This is a genomic window from Sphingomonas sp. BGYR3, assembly GCF_025153455.1.
Lineage (GTDB): Bacteria > Pseudomonadota > Alphaproteobacteria > Sphingomonadales > Sphingomonadaceae > Sphingomonas.
In genome coordinates this window covers 2,140,748-2,157,945 of the sequence record NZ_JANZNT010000001.1, presented here as the reverse complement: position 1 = coordinate 2,157,945, position 17,198 = coordinate 2,140,748, and the positions used below count along the sequence as shown (strand labels likewise).

The 17,198-nt window shown below is 66.5% G+C and carries 21 protein-coding genes; 13 read left to right on the top strand and 8 right to left on the bottom strand.

Annotated elements, in window-relative coordinates; genetic code table 11:
• Positions 1-19 precede the first annotated feature (19 nt).
• The 8 genes from fliA to NYR55_RS10190 all read right to left on the bottom strand — a co-directional run bounded on the left by fliA (position 20) and on the right by NYR55_RS10190 (position 6,351).
• Complete coding sequence (fliA, locus tag NYR55_RS10225) at positions 20-760, bottom strand: RNA polymerase sigma factor FliA (protein WP_260021181.1); 741 nt, start codon at positions 758-760, stop codon at positions 20-22.
• On the bottom strand, positions 757-2,805 hold the full coding sequence (flhA, locus tag NYR55_RS10220; RefSeq protein WP_260021630.1) for a flagellar biosynthesis protein FlhA: 2,049 nt from the start codon (positions 2,803-2,805) through the stop codon (positions 757-759). The genes fliA and flhA overlap by 4 nt, the downstream gene beginning before the upstream one ends.
• Before the next feature lie 39 nt (positions 2,806-2,844).
• Positions 2,845-3,723, bottom strand: a complete 879-nt coding sequence (locus tag NYR55_RS10215) for a lytic transglycosylase domain-containing protein (protein ID WP_260021180.1) — start codon at positions 3,721-3,723, stop codon at positions 2,845-2,847.
• A gap of 73 nt (positions 3,724-3,796) precedes the next feature.
• A complete protein-coding gene (locus NYR55_RS10210; protein WP_260021179.1) occupies positions 3,797-4,132 on the bottom strand; it encodes a flagellar protein FlgN in 336 nt (111 codons plus the stop codon).
• A complete protein-coding gene (locus tag NYR55_RS10205; RefSeq protein WP_260021178.1) occupies positions 4,129-4,416 on the bottom strand; it encodes a flagellar biosynthesis anti-sigma factor FlgM in 288 nt (95 codons plus the stop codon). Before NYR55_RS10205 ends, NYR55_RS10210 begins: the two co-directional genes overlap by 4 nt.
• A gap of 113 nt (positions 4,417-4,529) precedes the next feature.
• Positions 4,530-5,081, bottom strand: a complete 552-nt coding sequence (locus NYR55_RS10200; protein ID WP_260021176.1) for a flagella basal body P-ring formation protein FlgA — start codon at positions 5,079-5,081, stop codon at positions 4,530-4,532.
• A 38-nt stretch (positions 5,082-5,119) separates the two neighbouring features.
• Positions 5,120-5,671: a flagellar motor protein MotB gene (locus tag NYR55_RS10195; RefSeq protein ID WP_260021174.1), complete on the bottom strand. Its 552-nt coding sequence runs from the start codon at positions 5,669-5,671 to the stop codon at positions 5,120-5,122.
• Complete coding sequence (locus NYR55_RS10190; RefSeq protein WP_260021172.1) at positions 5,668-6,351, bottom strand: MotA/TolQ/ExbB proton channel family protein; 684 nt, start codon at positions 6,349-6,351, stop codon at positions 5,668-5,670. The genes NYR55_RS10195 and NYR55_RS10190 overlap by 4 nt, the downstream gene beginning before the upstream one ends.
• Before the next feature lie 216 nt (positions 6,352-6,567).
• Between NYR55_RS10190 and flgB the strand changes: the two genes are divergently transcribed.
• From flgB to NYR55_RS10125, 13 genes are all read left to right on the top strand, one after another.
• Entirely contained in the window at positions 6,568-6,921 is a 354-nt protein-coding gene (flgB, locus tag NYR55_RS10185) for a flagellar basal body rod protein FlgB (protein ID WP_260021170.1), read from the top strand.
• Between the two features lie 2 nt (positions 6,922-6,923).
• Complete coding sequence (gene flgC, locus NYR55_RS10180) at positions 6,924-7,334, top strand: flagellar basal body rod protein FlgC (protein ID WP_260021168.1); 411 nt, start codon at positions 6,924-6,926, stop codon at positions 7,332-7,334.
• A 2-nt stretch (positions 7,335-7,336) separates the two neighbouring features.
• On the top strand, positions 7,337-8,023 hold the full coding sequence (locus tag NYR55_RS10175) for a flagellar hook assembly protein FlgD (RefSeq protein WP_260021166.1): 687 nt from the start codon (positions 7,337-7,339) through the stop codon (positions 8,021-8,023).
• A gap of 29 nt (positions 8,024-8,052) precedes the next feature.
• The gene (locus tag NYR55_RS10170; protein WP_260021164.1) at positions 8,053-9,300 is read left to right on the top strand and encodes a flagellar hook protein FlgE; all 1,248 of its coding nucleotides are present in this window, start codon (positions 8,053-8,055) and stop codon (positions 9,298-9,300) included.
• 26 nt (positions 9,301-9,326) lie between these two features.
• Positions 9,327-10,073, top strand: a complete 747-nt coding sequence (locus NYR55_RS10165) for a flagellar basal body rod protein FlgF (protein WP_260021163.1) — start codon at positions 9,327-9,329, stop codon at positions 10,071-10,073.
• Positions 10,074-10,084: 11 nt separating this feature from the next.
• Positions 10,085-10,873: a flagellar basal-body rod protein FlgG gene (flgG, locus tag NYR55_RS10160; RefSeq protein ID WP_260021162.1), complete on the top strand. Its 789-nt coding sequence runs from the start codon at positions 10,085-10,087 to the stop codon at positions 10,871-10,873.
• 7 nt (positions 10,874-10,880) lie between these two features.
• Entirely contained in the window at positions 10,881-11,561 is a 681-nt protein-coding gene (locus NYR55_RS10155) for a flagellar basal body L-ring protein FlgH (protein ID WP_260021161.1), read from the top strand.
• Positions 11,562-11,575: 14 nt separating this feature from the next.
• Positions 11,576-12,667 (top strand): flagellar basal body P-ring protein FlgI, encoded by a 1,092-nt coding sequence (locus tag NYR55_RS10150; RefSeq protein WP_260021160.1) that lies wholly within the window; start codon positions 11,576-11,578, stop codon positions 12,665-12,667.
• Positions 12,667-13,014 (top strand): rod-binding protein, encoded by a 348-nt coding sequence (locus NYR55_RS10145; protein ID WP_260021159.1) that lies wholly within the window; start codon positions 12,667-12,669, stop codon positions 13,012-13,014. Before NYR55_RS10150 ends, NYR55_RS10145 begins: the two co-directional genes overlap by 1 nt.
• A 3-nt stretch (positions 13,015-13,017) precedes the next feature.
• A complete protein-coding gene (flgK, locus tag NYR55_RS10140; RefSeq protein WP_260021158.1) occupies positions 13,018-14,349 on the top strand; it encodes a flagellar hook-associated protein FlgK in 1,332 nt (443 codons plus the stop codon).
• A 5-nt stretch (positions 14,350-14,354) separates the two neighbouring features.
• Positions 14,355-15,248 carry a flagellar hook-associated protein FlgL gene (gene flgL, locus NYR55_RS10135; protein WP_260021157.1) on the top strand — a complete coding sequence of 298 codons (894 nt, stop codon included), beginning with the start codon at positions 14,355-14,357 and terminating at the stop codon, positions 15,246-15,248.
• A gap of 109 nt (positions 15,249-15,357) precedes the next feature.
• The gene (gene motA, locus NYR55_RS10130) at positions 15,358-16,221 is read left to right on the top strand and encodes a flagellar motor stator protein MotA (RefSeq protein ID WP_260021156.1); all 864 of its coding nucleotides are present in this window, start codon (positions 15,358-15,360) and stop codon (positions 16,219-16,221) included.
• Between the two features lie 61 nt (positions 16,222-16,282).
• Entirely contained in the window at positions 16,283-17,194 is a 912-nt protein-coding gene (locus NYR55_RS10125; protein ID WP_260021155.1) for a flagellar motor protein MotB, read from the top strand.
• Positions 17,195-17,198: the final 4 nt, after the last annotated feature.

Below are 17,198 nucleotides of genomic sequence, written 5' to 3'. Positions count from 1 at the left end.
GGATCACCGGCCGGGCAATTCAGCCCAGTCGCCGCATCAACCCCTTGCGCAGTCGTTCGTGCGCGCTTTTCTTGATCTGACAGATGCGCGCCGAACCGACGCCCAGCACCTCGCCAATCTCCTCAAGGTTCAGTTCCTCGACATAATAAAGCTGGATGACCAGCGCCTCGCGCTCGGGCAATTCGGCGATCGTCGCGGCCAGCGCCTCGCGCTGATCCCCCTCGGCCAGCGCTTCGAACGGATCGGGCGCGTCCGACATGAACCAGGGCGCTTCGTCGTCGTAAAGCTCATCGATCGAATCGAACCGCAACGCCTCTGCCCCGGCATAGTCCGTGCGCAGCTTGTCCAGCGTCACGCCCAGCCGTGCGGCAACCTCCGCATCACGCGGCGGCCGGCCCAGATCGGTGGTCAGCATCGCGATCGTCTCCCGATATTCGCGTTTCCGGCGCATCGCGCCGCGCGTCATGGTCGCGTTCCGGCGCAGCGCATCGATCATGCTGCCGCGCACCCGCGTCGTCAGATATTGCTCGAACGTCGCGGTGCCCCGCTCCTCGAACTGGTCGGCCGCCTCGATCAGCGCGACCAGCCCGATCTGGATCAGGTCCTCCACCTCGATCAGCGTGCTCATCGCGCCGTGCACGTGCCACGCGACCCGGCGCACCAGCGGCAGATATTTGCGGGCCAGCGCATCCTTGTCCCGTGCCTGTGCGGCGGCGGAGGAATAGGTCAGCGGCCGGTCGGGGAAAAAGGGCGCGTTCATGCGGGCAATGCCTCCGGCGCACCGATCACGGCCACCACCTCGACGGGCTTGTCCTCGGGCACCTCGAAAAAGCTCATGACCGGCGTGTCGGGCAGCACGGTCCGAACCAGCTTGCGGATCGCCAGGCGGATGCCCGGCTGAACCACCAGCGCGAACGGCTTGGCATCGGCGACCAGCGGCTGGGCGGCGCGTTGCAGCGCATCGGCGATGCGGCGGCCCAGTTCGGGATCGATGGCGTGGCGGCGGCTCATGTCGCCGCGCACGGCCTGGCTCAACAGCGCCTCCAGCTGTCCTTCCAGCGTCATCACGCGCAGCGGCTCGCGCACGCCGCACAGCTTCTGGATGATCAGCGGGCCAAGGTCGGGCCGGATCAGCTCGATAATCTCCTCCGCATCGATGCTGCGCTGGGCAGCCACGGCGATGGCGGCGGCGATGCGGCGGAATTCCTTCAGCGGAATATTCTCGGCCAGAAGCCCCTTCAGCACCTGGGTCAGCGTGGTCAGCGGCAGCGGATTGGGGCTGAGCGATCCGACCAGCGCGGCATGGCGCTCCTTCAGTTCGTCCAGCAGCGACTGCACCTCGTCCGGGCCAAGCAGGTCGGCGGCGTGCTGGATCAGCAACTGGTTCAGATGGGTGGCGATCACCGTCGCCGGATCGACCACCAGATAGCCCTGACCCGTCGCCGCATCGGCATCGCCCGCGCGGATCCAGACCGCGTCCAGGCCAAAGGTCGGGTCCTTGACCCGCTTGCCTTGCACCGCTCCGATCGCCTGACCGGTGTCCAGCGCCAGCATCTCGTCGGGCGACACGCTGTCCTCACCGACGATGACGCCGCCGATCAGCACGCGATATGCATAGGGGGCAAGGTTGATGTCGTCGCGCACCCGCACCTGCGGCACCACGAAACCCAGTTCCTTGGACAACTGGCGGCGCACGCCGGTGATGCGGCCCATGACGGGGCCACCGCGCCGCTCGTCGGCCAGCGGCACCAGACCATAACCGATATCCACCTGGATCATCAGCGTGTCGGCAACCTCGTCCCATCCGATGCGCGACAGGTCGGGCTGCGGCGCGACCGGCTCTGGCGGCGGCGGACGGCGCTCGGCCCGACGCAGGCGATAGGCGGCAAATCCGGCGGCAGCCGCTGCGGGCAGGATGATCAGCGTCGGCATCCCGGGCAGCACGCCCAGCAACGCCAGGATCGCGGCAACCGGGGTCCAGGTGCGCGACGATCCGAACTGGCCGCCAATCTGTCCGGCCAGGTCCTGGCTGGACGTGACGCGGGTCACGATGGCGGCGGCGGCAATCGACAGCAACAGTGCCGGCACCTGCGCCACCAGCGCGTCGCCGATGGCCAGCATGATATAGGTGCGGGCCGCATCGCCGATGCTCAGCTGATGGCTGACCACGCCCAGGATCAGGCCGCCGATGATGTTGACCGCCAGGATCAGCAGGCCCGCAACGGCATCGCCCTTCACGAACTTGGACGAACCGTCCATCGCGCCATAGAAATCGGCCTCGGTCGCCACCTCGACCCGCTTGGCCCGCGCCTCGTCGGCGGTGATCAGGCCAGCGTTCAGATCGGCGTCGATCGCCATCTGCTTGCCGGGCAGGGCGTCCAGGGTAAAGCGCGCCGACACTTCCGACACGCGGCCCGCGCCCTTGGTCACGACGACCATGTTGATGATCATCAAGATCGCAAAGACCAGCAGACCGACGACATAATCGCCGCCGATCAGGAACGTGCCGAACGCCTCGATCACATGGCCGGCCGCGGCCTCGCCCTCATGCCCGTGGACCAGCACGACGCGGGTCGATGCGACGTTCAGGCCCAGGCGAAACAGCGTGGCGAACAGCAGCACGGACGGAAAGGCGGAGAAATCCAGCGGCTTTTGCGCATTCAGCGCAACCATCAGCACCGCCAGGCTGATGGCGATGTTCAGGATGAAGAACACGTCCAGCAGGAATGCCGGAATCGGCACCACCATCAACAGGACGAGCAGCAGGATCGCCAGCGGCAGCGCGCTGTTGCGGACGATCGGCATGAAATTGCGGTGGGTGGCCAAGGCTGCGAACATGATCGATCAGGCTCCCAGATTGGCGAGCATCAGATAGGCGAGCCGCGCCGTTTCCGGCGTCGGGCGATAGGCCGCGGTGCGGATGGGATCGCCCATCGCGCCCGGCGTCTGCTGGCCGCGAACGACGTTCAGATTGGCCAGCGTCGTTTCCACCCAGGCGCGGTCATTGCCCTCCGCCTCGTTGCCCAGCAGCACCTCGACACCCGGGTCCAGGTTCTGGAACGGGCTGCCCGGCTGCGGGCCGGTTGATCCGGCGGCCATCGCGCCCTTGTCCAGCTTGGCGGCAAACCGCTGATAGATGTCGGACAGGCTGCGCGGCTGTCCGCCGGCGGTGTAGAAGATCGACCGGTTGGCGCGCGCGGCGGCGGGAAACATGGCCGCGCCGCTGCGGTCGGGATTGGCCTCCATCGCGCTCAGGAACTGACGCGCGCCGCCCAGGCCCAGGAAATGCGCCATATACAGGTCCGTGCCGCCCGCCTGGCGGCCCAGCGTCTGTTCCAGCGCGGCCTTGTTGTCCGATGCGTGCTCCGCCGCCATCAGCGACGCGACCTCAGGATCGTTGCGCAGGTTCAGGATCGCGCGGCGGACGCCGGGGTCGCTGACGATATAGCGGCCGTTCGCCGTCTGGCCGATGGCACCGGCGGCCCAGCCAAGACCGTGCTCGCCGCCATGCCGCTTCACCACGCCCAGCCAGCTTTGTTCGATGAACTGATAAAGGCCGGTCGCGCTCGACGTGCCGGCGCGGGCATCGGCGCGCAGACCGCTTTCGACCTGCGCCTGGCCCAGCAGATAGTGGAAATCCATGCCGGTGCGCTGGCTTGCCTGCGCAATGGCGGAATGGACACTGGATCGCGATGCGACTGGATTGACTAGGTTGGTCGGCATCAGTCCTGGCTCGATTGCTACGTTACGGAAGCATCACAGCAAGGAGTGTGCCAAAATGACCCGTTGTGCGGGTTCAGGCCCCGTAAGCGGCGGCAACCCGGCCCGCCGCGCCTGCCGGGCGCAGGGCGGCACCCGTGGCACCGGCAAGATCCTGCAGGCGGCGGCGAACATTTGCCGCCATCAGGTTGACGTAGATGCGCGCCGTCTCGTTCAGCTTGTGCGCTTCCTCGGCCAGCGCGCGCAGCTCGGCATCGGGGGCGGCGCCATTGTCGTTGGCGGCCACGATTTCCAGCGCGCCCAGCTTGGCCTGGGTCGCCGCCTCCAGCGCGGCGACGTCATTCGCCTTCAGCGCGTCGATTTCGGCGTGCAGGCACTCGATCACCTGGCACAGGGCGTCCTTGCGGGTCATCGGACGTCAAGCCAGTCCAGCCGCAGCGCAATCAGCTGATCGGCGATGGTATAGGGCAGGATGGGAAAGTCGCCGCGCTCGATCGCGCGCTTGACCTCGGCCACCCGCTCGGCGCGAACCTCCGGCTTTTCCGCTGCCTGACGGGCCAGCGTCCGCACGCCCGGCTGGGCCGTGCGCGCCGCATTGTCGGCGGTCGGCTCCGGCGTCCGGGCAGGCCGCACGGCCGTCACCGGCCCGGCGCGATCGCCGGTCTGGATGGGCTTGATGCCGATCGGATCCACCATGTCCACGCTCCGAATAAGCTGCTGACACAGGAGGAAACGACCGAAGCGGAAAAGGCTTTAGGGTTTTGTTCATCGCTGAAGACATTTTTTCTGCCGGGCCCTTTCGGGGGCCATCAGCGGCTCCAGCCGGGCAGGGTTGCGACGCCCGGTTCGACGGCCACCGCCTGAATCGGCGGCTTTTTGTCGTCCACGCGGATCAGCACGCGACCGCCGACAGCAGCATCGCCCATCGCCACACCGTCTCGGCTGATGGCAAAGCCGGATGACATCGCCTGAACCCGCACGGCATCGCCGCGCTTGATCACCGGTTCTGCCTTGGACTCCGGCGCTGGCCGGCCGGCCATGCCGGGGGATGATGTCGCGGCCACGGGCTGCTGCACCGGCTGCGACCGGTTGACCGGCACGAAGATGCGCCAGGCCGGCGCCATGCAGCGCACCACCACCGTGTCGCGCGCGGGCGTGAACCATTCAAGCTGGGGCAACTGGCACGATGCCAGCCGCAGCCGGGGATCGACGGTCGTGCGCGCGCCCCCTTCCTGTCCGACGGGCACGCCGGTGAACTGCGCCACCGCCGTATCCAGGATCTGGGTCGACTGGACATCGCCGGGGCCGGCCAGCGCGGGCAGCGACAGGCTGAGGCACAGCGGCAAAAGGATCATCCGCATGGATCGTCTCCTGCTTGGAACATGAACTGGAATGGTTGTCATCGAGCGGCCTCCGGCGGCGTGCCGGCAAAGCCGATGGTCACGATCACCTGCGCCTCGCGCGCGGGCTGGCCGTCATGGGCGGCGATGCGCAGCTGTTCGGGGCGCACCGCGCGCGCGGCGACCAGCGCCTGTGCAACGGCCAGCGCCCGTGCCTGTGCCAACACCGCGATGCTGCCCGTATCGGGATCGACATCCTCGCCCCCCGTCGCGCCGCCGCTCAGGGTCAGGGTGACGCGTGGATCGGCGGCCGCCGCCCTTGCCCAATCGGCAATGGCCATGCCCGCATCGGGAATCCCGTCGTCGCCCGCCAGGAACCCGCGCACCCGCGCCGTTTCCAGCGGCATGGGCGCGGGGCGCATGGGCGCCGTCCCCTCTGCCTCGACACCGAACGCCGCCCGCATCCCCGCAGCCAGCCGGGTCCGGTCCTGCCCCTCTGTTGCCATGACCAGCACGAAAAAGCCGAGCAGCAGCAGCGATAGATCGGCCAGCGTCGTCAGCCAGACCGGCCGGGCATCCGGCGTCTCGAACGGATCGGCGGCGGCAATCATGCGGTCCGCTCCTGAACCGGGCGCAGACGCGGCTGTTCGCGCGCGGCCAGTTCGGTCAGCGGCGGCACCAGCCGGGTCCGCTCCATCCATTCCGCCCGCGCCAAGGCGCGCAGGCGCGAGGCAACCGGCAGCGCAATCAATGTCGCGATCAGCGCCCCGTACAACGTCGTCAGCAGCGCGATCGCCATGGCCGCGCCGATCGCACGCGGATCGCTCATCGTCGTGAACATGCGGACCAGGCCGATCAGCGTGCCGATCATGCCCATGGCGGGCGCGATTTCGGCCATGCTTGCCCAGACGGCGATGGCTGCCTGATGCCGTTCGGCCCGCGCGGTGCGGCGCTCGTCCAGCAACTGCGCGACCCGGTCGGGTGCGCCGCCATCGACGATCACGGCAATCGCCGCGCCCACATCGGGATCATCGATCACGGACTGATCCAGCTGCATCACGCCATGCCGTTTCGCGATCCGCGACAGCGCATCGATTTGCATCAACAGCGCATCGGCACCGAACCGCCGCCGCGGCGCAAGCGTCAGCGCAGCGATCGCCCGGCCCAGGTCGCCCAGCGGATGGCGCAGCGCCAGCGCGATCGCCGTGCCGCCGCCGACAATGGCGATGGACGGCCAATCGACGAACGGCGCCATCAGCGCAGCGGTCTGGGAAAGGTCGGTTCCGATCATGCGCGATAATAATGCAAGGGTCGGGCCAATCCGCACGTGCTCGGCAAAGCTGCGGCACGGGCGGCGGCGGCGGCGGGCGGCGGGCGGCAACCGGCTGCCGCAACCGGCAAGATCTTGCCGCCCGGCTTGCCGCTTTGCCCCCTGCATACCCGTTTCGGCAAATTGGCACGGCCATTGCTTAGTGAACCGGCGAACGACTTTTCGTGGAGACCGCTTATGGCTCAGGATCGGCTTTTCGGCGTGCATGGCGCGGCACTGGCGGTGCGCGCTCAGCGCATGCACGTGCTGGCGTCCAACATCGCCAACTCCTCGACGCCGGGCTACAAGGCGAAGGATATCGATTTCCGCGCGGCGATGGCTGCGGTGGAACAGCCGGGCACCAGCAGCCAGGCCGCAATCAATGGCGCGACGCTGTACCGCGTGCCGCTTCAGCCGTCGCTGGACGGCAACACCGTCGACCTGCCGCTGGAACAGACCGCCTTTGCCGAGAACGCCGTCGCCTATCAGACGACGCTGGCGTTCCTCAACGGCCGCATCGACACGATCAAGCGCGCGCTGAAGGGTGAATGACCATGGCTGACGCTCCGCTCAATATCTTTCAGGTGTCCGGCCGGGCGATGTCCGCCCAGATGGTGCGGATGAACACCACGGCGTCGAACCTGGCCAATGCCGGGTCGATCGCGAATTCGCAGGCCGCTGCCTATCGCACGATGAAACCGGTGTTCCGCACCCATTTCGATCAGGCGACCGGCATGGCCACGGTCGATGTCGAGCGCGTCGTCACGGCGGGCGAGGAACCGACCAAGCGGTACGATCCGGGCAATCCCCTGGCCGACAAGGACGGCAATGTCTGGGAAAGCGCGGTGCAGGAATCCCGGGAACTGGTGGATATGCTGGAGGCAGCCCGTTCCTATCAGAACAATGTGGAGGTGATGCAGACGGCCAAGTCGCTGATCACCGAAACGCTCCGGCTGGGACGCTGATCATGGCAAGCGCATTCGATACGACACTTGACGGGCTGGGCATCAAGCGCAGCGACACCAGTAGCGCGGCGATGGCGAACGCCACCGGCAAATCGTCGCTGGGGCAGCAGGATTTCCTGTCGCTGATGACGGCGCAGCTGCGCAACCAGGATCCGTTCGAACCGGTCGACAATACCCAGATGGTTGCGCAGATGGCGCAATTCTCCTCGCTGGCAGGTCAGCAGGAAATGAATTCGACGCTCAAGGCGATTGCCGACAAGCTGGGCGCGACCAGCCCGGCAGAGGCGCTGTCCTGGGTCGGCCGCACCGTCCTCACCGAAGGCAGCACCGCCTATGCCCGCGACATCGGCGGGATCGAGGCCGGGATCGAGCTGGACAAGGATGCCACCGGCGTCACCGTCACCATCGGGGATGCCGACGGCAACCCCGTGCGCACCATCGAAATGGGCAAACAGGCCGCCGGCACCGTCATGTTCGACTGGGACGGCACGCTGGCCAATGGCGAGCCTGCCGGCACCGGCCCATATACGCTCAGCGTCGAGGCGCGCGGCGCGAGCGGCGCCGTGCCTGCCCGCGCGCTCGTCTGGGCGCCCGTCACTTCCGTTTCGCTGCCGGCAACCGGCGGCCCCGTCCTCAACCTGCCCGGCATCGGTCAGGTGTCCGCATCCGCCGTCCGCCGGATCGGCTGACCCCCCTTTACGTACAGGAGCATCGTTTCATGTCCTTCTACACCTCGCTTTCCGGCCTCAAGGCAGCCCAGACCGACATGTCGACCATCTCGCACAACCTGGCGAACGTGGTCACCAACGGGTTCAAGAAAAGCCGCGCGGAATTTGCCGATGTGATGGCGTCCAACCTGTCGCAATCGCCCAACATGGCGATCGGATCGGGCACGGTCACGCGCGCCATCCAGCAGCAGTTCAATCAGGGCAACATGACCCAGACCGGATCGTCGCTGGATATCGCCATTGCCGGCGACGGCTTTTTCGCGGTCAAGCCCGACCTGTCGGGTCAGCGGGTGAACTTCACCCGCAATGGCGGCTTCATGGTCGATGCCCAGCGGTTCGTCGTCGATGCCCAGGGCGGGCACCTTCAGGTGTTCCCGGTCGATGGATCGGGCACGGTGGTCGCCACGGGACTCGATCAGGCGGTCAGCCTGCGTCTGCCGGAAACCAGCGGCACGCCGGTTCCGACCAGTGCGGTGACGCTCGGCGTCACGCTGAACAGCGGTTCGGCCATCCCGTCGGGGGCGTTCGACCGGTTCGATCCGGCGACCTATAACCAGACGACGCAGACGACCATCTATGACGCGGGCGGCAGCCCGATGACCCTGTCGTCCTATTTCGTGAAGACCAGCCCGACGACGTGGGATGTGCACAATTTCGTCGGCGATGCCGGGCTTGGCACCGCCGCGGGTACGCCGTCGCCGGTCGAACTGACCTTCGATGCGTCGGGCGCGCTCGTCTCGCCGACCGGTGCGACCACCTTTGCGCCCTTCTCGCCCGCATCGGCCCCCGGCGATCAGACGATCAGCCTGCAGTTCGCCAGCGCCACCAACCAGGGCGTCCGTCCGTTCAGCGTCAGCGAGCGGAGCCAGGACGGCGTCGCGGTCGGCCAGCTGGAAGGCGTGACCGTCGATCCCGACGGCTTTGTGAAGGCAAGCTTTTCCAATGGCGAAAGCACGATCCTGGGCAAGGTGATGCTGGCGAATTTCGCCAACCCCACTGGCCTGCGTCAGATCGGCAACAGCTACTGGACGGCATCCGGCCTGTCGGGCGAACCGATTGTCGGCGAACCCAATGGCGATGGCTTCGGTTCGCTGATGAGCGGCATGATCGAAGGGTCGAACGTCGACATCACCGAGGAACTGGTCGGGCTGATCGCCGCGCAGCGCGCGTTCCAGGCGAATGCCAAGGCGCTCGATACCGCCAGCCAGATCTCTCAGACCATCTTCAACATCAACTGATAGCCGGCACCAGGGGGGCATAGGCGATGGACCGTTTGATCTACACCGCACTGTCCGGGCTGAAGAGCCGGATGGCCGCGCAGGCGACGATCGCCAACAACATCGCCAATGCCAACACCACCGGCTATCGCGCGGACCGGGTGTCGTTCGAACAGGCCATGCTGAAAGGCGGCGGCCAGTTCGAATCGCGCCGGCCCGCGGCAGAGGAAGTGACCGATATCGACCGCAAGGCCGGTGCGATCATCTCCACCGGCCGCGACCTCGACGTCGCCATCGCCACCGACAGCTGGATCGCGGTCCAGGCCGGTGATGGGACGGAAGGCTATACCCGCCGGGGCGACCTGCACATTTCCGATACGGGGATGCTGGAAACGGGCGACGGTCACCCGGTGCTGGGCGAAACCGGGCCGATCACGGTGCCCCCGCACGAACGCATCGCGATTGCCGATGACGGGTCGATCTCGATCGTCCCGCTGGGCGCAGAGCCGGGCGCGGCGCCACAGGAAATCGGCAAGATGAAACTGGTCAGCGATGCCGGATCGAAAACGGTCAAGGGGCTGGATGGCCTGATGCGCGTCGAGCGCGGCGGCGTGCTGCCCACCGACCTCAAGGGCCGGGTGATGAGCAAGTCGCTCGAACAGTCCAACGTCAACCTGACCCAGGCACTGGTCGACATGATCGAAAACCAGCGCGCCTACGAGGTGCAGGCCAATCTCGTCAAAGAAGCGAAGGAAATGGACGAGAAGTCCGCCTCGCTGATGCGAATCCAGTAAGGAGCAAGACCATGGGCAACGCCGCAATGCACATCGCCCGCACGGGCCTGGACGCCCAGGACATGCGGATGCGCGTGATTTCGAACAACCTGGCCAACGTCAACACGACCGGGTTCAAGCGCGATCGCGCCGCGTTCGAGACGCTGGCCTATCAGGTGGTGACGGCGGCCGGTTCGGCCAGCACGCAGCAGACGCAATATGCCACCGGCCTGAACCTCGGCACCGGCGTCCGCATCCAGGGGACGGCACGCATCGACACGCAGGGGTCGCTGGCCACCACCGGCAATTCGCTGGACATGGCGCTGGACGGTCAGGGCTATTTCCAGATCCAGATGCCGGACGGCACCTTTGCCTATACCCGCGCCGGCAATTTCGCACGCTCGCCTCAGGGGCTTCTGGTGACGAGCGAGGGATATCAGCTGATGCCCGGCATCACCATTCCGGAAGGCGCGACGTCGATCACCATCGGCGGCGACGGCACCGTATCGGCCCAGATCGCGGGCCAGACGGAATCCAGCCAGCTTGGCCAGGTGCTGGTCGCCGGCTTTCCCAACCCGTCGGGGTTGCAGGCCAGCGGCGACAATTACCTCATTGAAACCGCCGCCTCCGGCCCTGCCAATATCGGCATCCCGGGCGAGCTTGGCCGCGGCACCATCCGGCAGGGGATGCTGGAAGGATCTAACGTCAATGTCGTCGAGGAACTCGTCAACATGATCGAAACGCAGCGCGCCTATGAGGTCAATTCCAAGATGATCTCGGCCACCGACGAAATGCTGCAATATGTCAATCAGACGATCTGAGGGCGTGATGCGCACACTCATCCTGATGCTGGCCATCGCCGGCACCGCCCTGCCCAACGGCGCACAGGCCGGCATCTTCGGCAAGAAGAAGCCCAAGGAGGATTTCACCGCCGCCATGCCGGCGCCGGTGCCGCCCCCGCCGCCGCCCGTCGCCAATGGCAGCATCTTTCAGCCCGAGAACGGCTATGCCGCGCTGCACGAAGGTGCGCGTGCGGCCCAGGTCGGCGACCCCGTCACCATCGTGCTGGTCGAACGCACCACCGCGACCAAATCGTCGGGATCGCAGCTCGACAGCAATGGCAGCACGTCGCTGATCCCGCCGACCACCGGCGCGCTGGCGCTGTTCAGCCAGTCCGACGCCACCGTCGGCGGCCGCCGCGCGTTCAAAGGCGAGGGGTCGGCGGAACAGTCGAACGCGCTGTCCGGCGAATTCAGCGTCACGGTGACCGCGGTCTATCCGAACGGCACCATGCTGGTTCAGGGTCAAAAGCGCGTCACGCTCAACCGCGGCGACGAGTTCGTCCAGATCAAGGGGCTGATCCGCCGGGCGGATGTGGATGCGAACAACCGCGTTCCGTCCACCCGCGTCGCCGATGCCCGCATCGCCTATACCGGCAAGGGCGATATCGCCCGCGCCAGCCGTCAGGGGTGGCTCAGCCGCTTCTTCCAGGTCATCAGCCCTTTCTGACGCGGAGCACGATCATGCGCTTCTTCCTGCTGCTCATCGCCCTTTTCGGACTGGCGGCGCCCGCATATGCGGAACGGGTCAAGGACCTGGGCCAGTTCCAGGGTATCCGGTCCAACCAGCTGACCGGTTACGGCATCGTTGTCGGTCTGCCCGGCACGGGCGACGACAATCTGGAATACACGATCCAGTCGGTGAAATCCGCGACCTCGCGCCTGGGGCTTCAGCTGCCGGCCGGGATCAATCCGGGCCTGAAGAACGCGGCCGTCGTGATGATCACCGCCGACCTGCCCGCCTTTGCCAAGCCCGGCCAGCGAATCGACGTGACCGTGGCATCGATGGGCAAGGCGAAGAGCCTGCGCGGCGGCAGCCTGATCCTCACCCCGCTGATCGGTGCCGATGGCCAGATCTATGCGATGGCTCAGGGCACGCTGACGGTGTCCGGCCTGGGGGCAGAGGGCGCGGACGGATCGTCCGTCGTCGTGAACATCCCCTCGTCGGGCCGGATTCCGGAGGGCGCAACGGTCGAACGCACCGTGTCCACCGGCTTTGCCGATACGCCCGCGCTCACCTACAATCTGTCGCGGGCCGATTTCACGACGGCCCAGCGCGTTGCCGACGTCATCAACATGCGCTTCGGTGCGGGCCGGGCGACGGCGCTGGACGCCGTGTCCGTGTCGGTCAGCGCGCCGCCCGGTGCCGACATTCGCGCGATGCTGATTTCGGAGATCGAAAATCTGCCCGTCGAACCGGCAGAGGCGCCGGCGCGCGTCATCATCAATGCCCGCACCGGCACCGTGGTCATCAACTCCGCCGTGCGCGTGTCGCCGGTCGCGGTCAGCCATGGCAATATGACCGTGCGCGTCGATGAATCCCCCCGCGTCAGCCAGCCCGCCCCGTTCAGCCGCGGCCAGACCGCGGTCGAGGAACAAAGCTCGGTCGGCATCAGCGAGGATCTGCGCCCGATGTTCCTGTTCGAGGCGGGACCGAAACTGGCCGATATCGTCAAGGCGGTGAACGCCATCGGCGCGTCGCCGGGCGATCTGGTCGCCATCCTTCAGGCGCTGAAGGAAGCGGGCGCGCTCAAGGCCGATCTGGTGATCCTGTGATGAACCCGCTTTCCGCCCCCGCGCCTGCCGCGTCCAACGCCGGCGTGTCGATCGACACCAGCCGACTGTCCAGCCGCGACAATCTGAACAAGGCCGGACAGCAGTTCGAATCGCTGTTCGTCGGCATGATGCTGACGTCGATGCGCAAGGCGAACCTCGCCAAGCCGCTGTTCGACAGCCAGGCCATGACCCAGTTCCGCGATATGCAGGATCAGCAACTGGCCAAGACCATGGCGGCGTCCACGCCGCTGGGCATCGGCCGGGCGATGACCGATTTTCTGTCGCGCAGCCAGCCGACGCTGGCCGAGCCTCCGGGCGCGGCCACGGCGCCGGATGCAAAGGAATAAGCCATGAGCAGCGACCTGCTTTCCATCGGTGCCAGCGGCGTCCGCGCCTATCAGACGGCGCTGGGCACCACGTCGGAAAACATCGCCAACACCGACACCGCCGGCTATGTCCGCCGCACCGCCAACATGACCGAAATCGGCGCGGCGCAGGGCATTGGCGGGTATGGCGTCGTGTCCGACGGCATCCGCCGGATGGGCGACATCTTTCGCGACGCCGATGTGCGGGTTGCCACGGCCGATCTGGCGCGCAGCGAAGCAGGGATCGTGTGGCTTGAGCGGCTGGACGTCGCGCTGGCCGGGCCTCAGCTGGCGGAACGGATGGGCCAGTTCTTCAATGCCGGCGCGCAGGCGGCGGCCGACCCCAGCGCCACTGCGCCGCGCATCGTCATGCTGGAGCACGCGATCAGCATTGCACAGGCGTTCACCACCAGCGCCGACACGCTGGAACGGATGACGGCCGAGGTGGATGTTGCCGGTCAGGGCGCGGCAAGCGACCTTGAATCCCATTCCCGCGCGCTGGCTCAGGTGAATGCCGCGATCGGCCGGACCCAGCCGGGCAGCAGCGGCCAGGCCCAGCTGCTCGACGAACGGGACCGGTTGATCGACGCCATGTCCGCCTATGCCGATCTCAACGTCGCCACCGACGATGTCGGGCGCGCGACGGTGCGGGTCGGCGGCCCTGGCGGTCCGGTGCTGATCACCGGCGACCGGGTGTCTTCCGTCGCCTATAATCGCAGCAACACCGGCGCGGCACAGTTCATCGTGTCCAGCGTCGGCGTCACCTCCGTCCTTCCGGCGACCAGCGGCAAGCTGGCCGGGATCGTGGAGGGCGCGGGCCGCATCGCCGACGCGCAGATCGAACTGCGCATCATGGCCAACGAATTTGCTGATGGCATCAACACGCTGCAGGCGCAGGGCCGCGACCTTGACGGCAATGCCGGGCAGCCGCTGTTCATCACCGACCCCGCCGATCCGTCGCGCATGACGGTTGGCCTCACCGATCCGCGCGGCATCGCCGCATCCGGGGTGGGCGGCGGCCCGCGCGACAACGCCACGCTGCTGGCGCTGGACGAGTTTCGCCGCACTGCTGCGTTCGAGGATCGCGCCGCCAGCATGATCGCGGGCAACGGCGCGGCGCTTCAGGCCCGCAAGTCGGTTGCAGAGGCGCAAGCATCGATCAAGGATCAGGCGGTCAGCAGCCGGTCCAACGCCGTCGGAGTCGACCTTGACCGCGAGGCCGTCGACCTCATCCGTTTCCAGCAAGCCTATCAGGCGTCGAGCCGCGTCATCCAGGTGGCGCGCGAGACGATCGATAGCATCCTCCAGATCCGGTAAGCGCCATGTCCATCGCCACCGCCAGCTTTTACGATCGCTCCACCTCGCTGATGCTGCGGATGAGCAGCCGCGCCGAAACGCTGCAGACGCAGATTGCGACGGGCAAGAAGCTGCTGACCGCGGCCGACAATCCCGGCGGCTATCAGCGGCTGGGCATGCTGAAGCGCGAATCGGTCGCGGCGGAAACGACCACAGCCAATCTGGCGCTGGCACAGGGCCTGCTGGCGCAGAGCGACAGCCTGCTCGGCAGCGTGGACGACCGGCTGCAGCGGGTCAGCGAACTGACCGTGCGGGCGCGCAGCGGCATCCTGTCCCAGGGGGACAGGGAAGCCGTGGCAACCGAACTCGATACGATCCGCGACGAATTGCTCAGCCTGGCCAATAGCCGCGATTCGCGCGGTGCCCCGATTTTCGGCGGCAGCTCGACCGGCGATGCCTTTACCCAGGCGGCGGACGGCACGGTCAGCTATACCGGTGACGGCGCGCCGGTGCCCATTCCGATCGGTGAAGGGCGCAGCGTGATCGCCAGCGAGAATGGCGAACATATCTTCATGCCCGCGGGCGGGACCGATATCTTTGCGACGCTGGCGGCGGTGTCCGCATCGATCAGGTCCGGCGATGCCGCTGCGACGGCCGGCCATAATGACGATATTCTGGCCGCGCTTGATCACGTCGCGGCTGCGCGCGCGTCGGTGGGCGCCCGCGAAATGCGGGTCGAACTGGAAACCCAGCGCCGCAAGACCGAGGAAACCGACCGCGAAATCGCCATGTCCTCGATCGAGGATGTCGATGTGACCAAGGCGGTGACCGAGCTTCAGAAGACGCTGACGATTCTTCAGGCGACGCAGTCCAGCTTTACCCGGCTGTCGCAGCTGACCCTGTTCGACCAACTGCGCTGATCGCCGGATCGCCTCGGTAACCATTTTTTTCCGCCTTGCTGGCAAACAGGGTCAAATCGCCCCCCTTCCGATGTGAAGGGCCAGTCAAAACCGGGAGTGCCGCTGTTCCATGTTTCCGCTGATCGGTCTTGTCGTGCTGATCGCCATGGTGTTCGGCGGCTTCGCCATCACCGGCGGTGCGCTTGGGCCTGTGCTGCACGCACTGCCCCACGAAATGCTGATCATCGGCGGCGCGGCGGTCGGCGCGCTGATCATCGGCAATTCGATGAAGGAGCTGAAGGCGCTGGGCGGCGGCGTCGTCAAGGTGCTCAAGGGGCCGAAATACAAGAAACAGGATTATCTCGACACGATCTTCCTGGTGTCCAAGCTGATGAAGCTGTTGCGCACCGAAGGGCCGATCGCGCTGGAGCCTCATGTCGAGGATCCGAAATCATCCGCGATCTTCTCCGAATACCCTCGCCTGCTCGCCGATCACACGCTGATCAACCTGATCGCGGACACGCTGCGCCTGGTCGTCGTGTCGTCGGGCACGCTCGACGTCCATGCGGTCGAAGAAGTGATGGATAACGCCATCAAGACCCATCATCACGAGGTTCAGGGTCCGCAGACGACGCTGCAGGGTCTGGCTGACGCCCTGCCCGCGCTGGGCATCGTCGCGGCCGTGCTGGGCGTGGTGAAGACGATGGGCTCGATCGACAAGCCGCCCAGCATCCTGGGCGCGATGATCGGTTCGGCGCTGGTCGGCACCTTTCTGGGCGTGCTTCTCGCCTATGGCATTGTCGGCCCGCTGGCGACCCGCCTGCAACAGGTGATCGACGCCGATGCCGCCATCTATCATGTCGTGAAACAGATCATCATCGCATCGCTGCACGGCCATCCCCAGCCGCTGGTGATCGAGGCCGCGCGCAGCGGCATCGCCCACCACAACCAGCCCGGGTTCGGCGAAGTATTCGACGGACTGCGGGGCCGCTGATGATGCTGTTTGATCGGCTTGCGCCGATAAGCGGCACCGGCGCGCCAAAGGGCGCTCTGTAATGCCTTCCTCCCGCGCACCGCACGGCAACAATCAGCCGCCAAAGATCGTCATCGTCAAAAAGATCATCGCCGATGGTCATGGCGGGCATCATGGCGGTGCGTGGAAGGTCGCCTATGCCGACTTCGTGACGGCGATGATGGCGTTCTTCCTTCTGATGTGGCTGCTGGGCGCGACGAACGAGAAGCAGCGCAAGGCGCTTGCCGACTATTTCTCGCCCACGCTGATTCAGAAGAAACAGAACAGCGCCGGTTCCGACGGCCTGCTTGGCGGCAGTTCGCTGAACGAGCCGGACAATTATCCCAACCGTGCGGGCCAGACCGGCACCCGGTCGATGACCATTCCCGTGGACGCATCCGGCGGACGTCAGGTGGGTTCAGGCGAAAAGGGCACGCTTAAGGACAAGCGCGCGCTGGCGGCGGAGGACGAAAAGAACTTCCGCCGCATGAAATCGCGGGTCGAGGCACAGATCCAGTCGAACCAGAAGCTCGCCAAGCTGGGCAAGCATGTCCGCTTCGTGAAGACGCGCGACGGGATGCGCATCGACCTGATCGACGATGCCGATTATTCGATGTTCGACCTCGGCACCACGGCCTTTGCCGGGGATGCCAATCAGCTGATCGGGCTGGTCGCCGCATCGATCGCGCCGCTCGACAATCCCATCATGATCCGCGGCCATACCGACAGCCTGCCGTTCGGCGACCCGCGCGCCATGAATAACTGGATGCTCTCATCCGGCCGGGCAGAGGCGACGCGCCGCCGGTTGCTGGCCGGCGGGGTCAAGGAAGCGTCCTTCGAACGGATCGAGGGCGTGGCCGACCGCGAACCCTTGATCGTCAAGAACCCGTCCGATCCGCGCAACCGCCGGGTCGCGATCACCCTGCTCTATCGCCGCGGAGCGTTCGGCGAATAACCGT

What these genes read in the sequence shown, in the direction of transcription:
- fliA (WP_260021181.1), bottom strand. Translation starts at nt 760, where the DNA reads ATGAACGCGCCCTTTTTCCCCGACCGGCCGCTGACCTATTCCTCCGCC.
- flhA (WP_260021630.1), bottom strand. Translation starts at nt 2,805, where the DNA reads ATGCCGATCGTCCGCAACAGCGCGCTGCCGCTGGCGATCCTGCTGCTC.
- NYR55_RS10215 (WP_260021180.1), bottom strand. Translation starts at nt 3,723, where the DNA reads ATGCCGACCAACCTAGTCAATCCAGTCGCATCGCGATCCAGTGTCCAT.
- NYR55_RS10210 (WP_260021179.1), bottom strand. Translation starts at nt 4,132, where the DNA reads ATGACCCGCAAGGACGCCCTGTGCCAGGTGATCGAGTGCCTGCACGCC.
- NYR55_RS10205 (WP_260021178.1), bottom strand. Translation starts at nt 4,416, where the DNA reads ATGGTGGATCCGATCGGCATCAAGCCCATCCAGACCGGCGATCGCGCC.
- NYR55_RS10200 (WP_260021176.1), bottom strand. Translation starts at nt 5,081, where the DNA reads ATGCGGATGATCCTTTTGCCGCTGTGCCTCAGCCTGTCGCTGCCCGCG.
- NYR55_RS10195 (WP_260021174.1), bottom strand. Translation starts at nt 5,671, where the DNA reads ATGATTGCCGCCGCCGATCCGTTCGAGACGCCGGATGCCCGGCCGGTC.
- NYR55_RS10190 (WP_260021172.1), bottom strand. Translation starts at nt 6,351, where the DNA reads ATGATCGGAACCGACCTTTCCCAGACCGCTGCGCTGATGGCGCCGTTC.
- flgB (WP_260021170.1), top strand. Translation starts at nt 6,568, where the DNA reads ATGGCTCAGGATCGGCTTTTCGGCGTGCATGGCGCGGCACTGGCGGTG.
- flgC (WP_260021168.1), top strand. Translation starts at nt 6,924, where the DNA reads ATGGCTGACGCTCCGCTCAATATCTTTCAGGTGTCCGGCCGGGCGATG.
- NYR55_RS10175 (WP_260021166.1), top strand. Translation starts at nt 7,337, where the DNA reads ATGGCAAGCGCATTCGATACGACACTTGACGGGCTGGGCATCAAGCGC.
- NYR55_RS10170 (WP_260021164.1), top strand. Translation starts at nt 8,053, where the DNA reads ATGTCCTTCTACACCTCGCTTTCCGGCCTCAAGGCAGCCCAGACCGAC.
- NYR55_RS10165 (WP_260021163.1), top strand. Translation starts at nt 9,327, where the DNA reads ATGGACCGTTTGATCTACACCGCACTGTCCGGGCTGAAGAGCCGGATG.
- flgG (WP_260021162.1), top strand. Translation starts at nt 10,085, where the DNA reads ATGGGCAACGCCGCAATGCACATCGCCCGCACGGGCCTGGACGCCCAG.
- NYR55_RS10155 (WP_260021161.1), top strand. Translation starts at nt 10,881, where the DNA reads ATGCGCACACTCATCCTGATGCTGGCCATCGCCGGCACCGCCCTGCCC.
- NYR55_RS10150 (WP_260021160.1), top strand. Translation starts at nt 11,576, where the DNA reads ATGCGCTTCTTCCTGCTGCTCATCGCCCTTTTCGGACTGGCGGCGCCC.
- NYR55_RS10145 (WP_260021159.1), top strand. Translation starts at nt 12,667, where the DNA reads ATGAACCCGCTTTCCGCCCCCGCGCCTGCCGCGTCCAACGCCGGCGTG.
- flgK (WP_260021158.1), top strand. Translation starts at nt 13,018, where the DNA reads ATGAGCAGCGACCTGCTTTCCATCGGTGCCAGCGGCGTCCGCGCCTAT.
- flgL (WP_260021157.1), top strand. Translation starts at nt 14,355, where the DNA reads ATGTCCATCGCCACCGCCAGCTTTTACGATCGCTCCACCTCGCTGATG.
- motA (WP_260021156.1), top strand. Translation starts at nt 15,358, where the DNA reads ATGTTTCCGCTGATCGGTCTTGTCGTGCTGATCGCCATGGTGTTCGGC.
- NYR55_RS10125 (WP_260021155.1), top strand. Translation starts at nt 16,283, where the DNA reads ATGCCTTCCTCCCGCGCACCGCACGGCAACAATCAGCCGCCAAAGATC.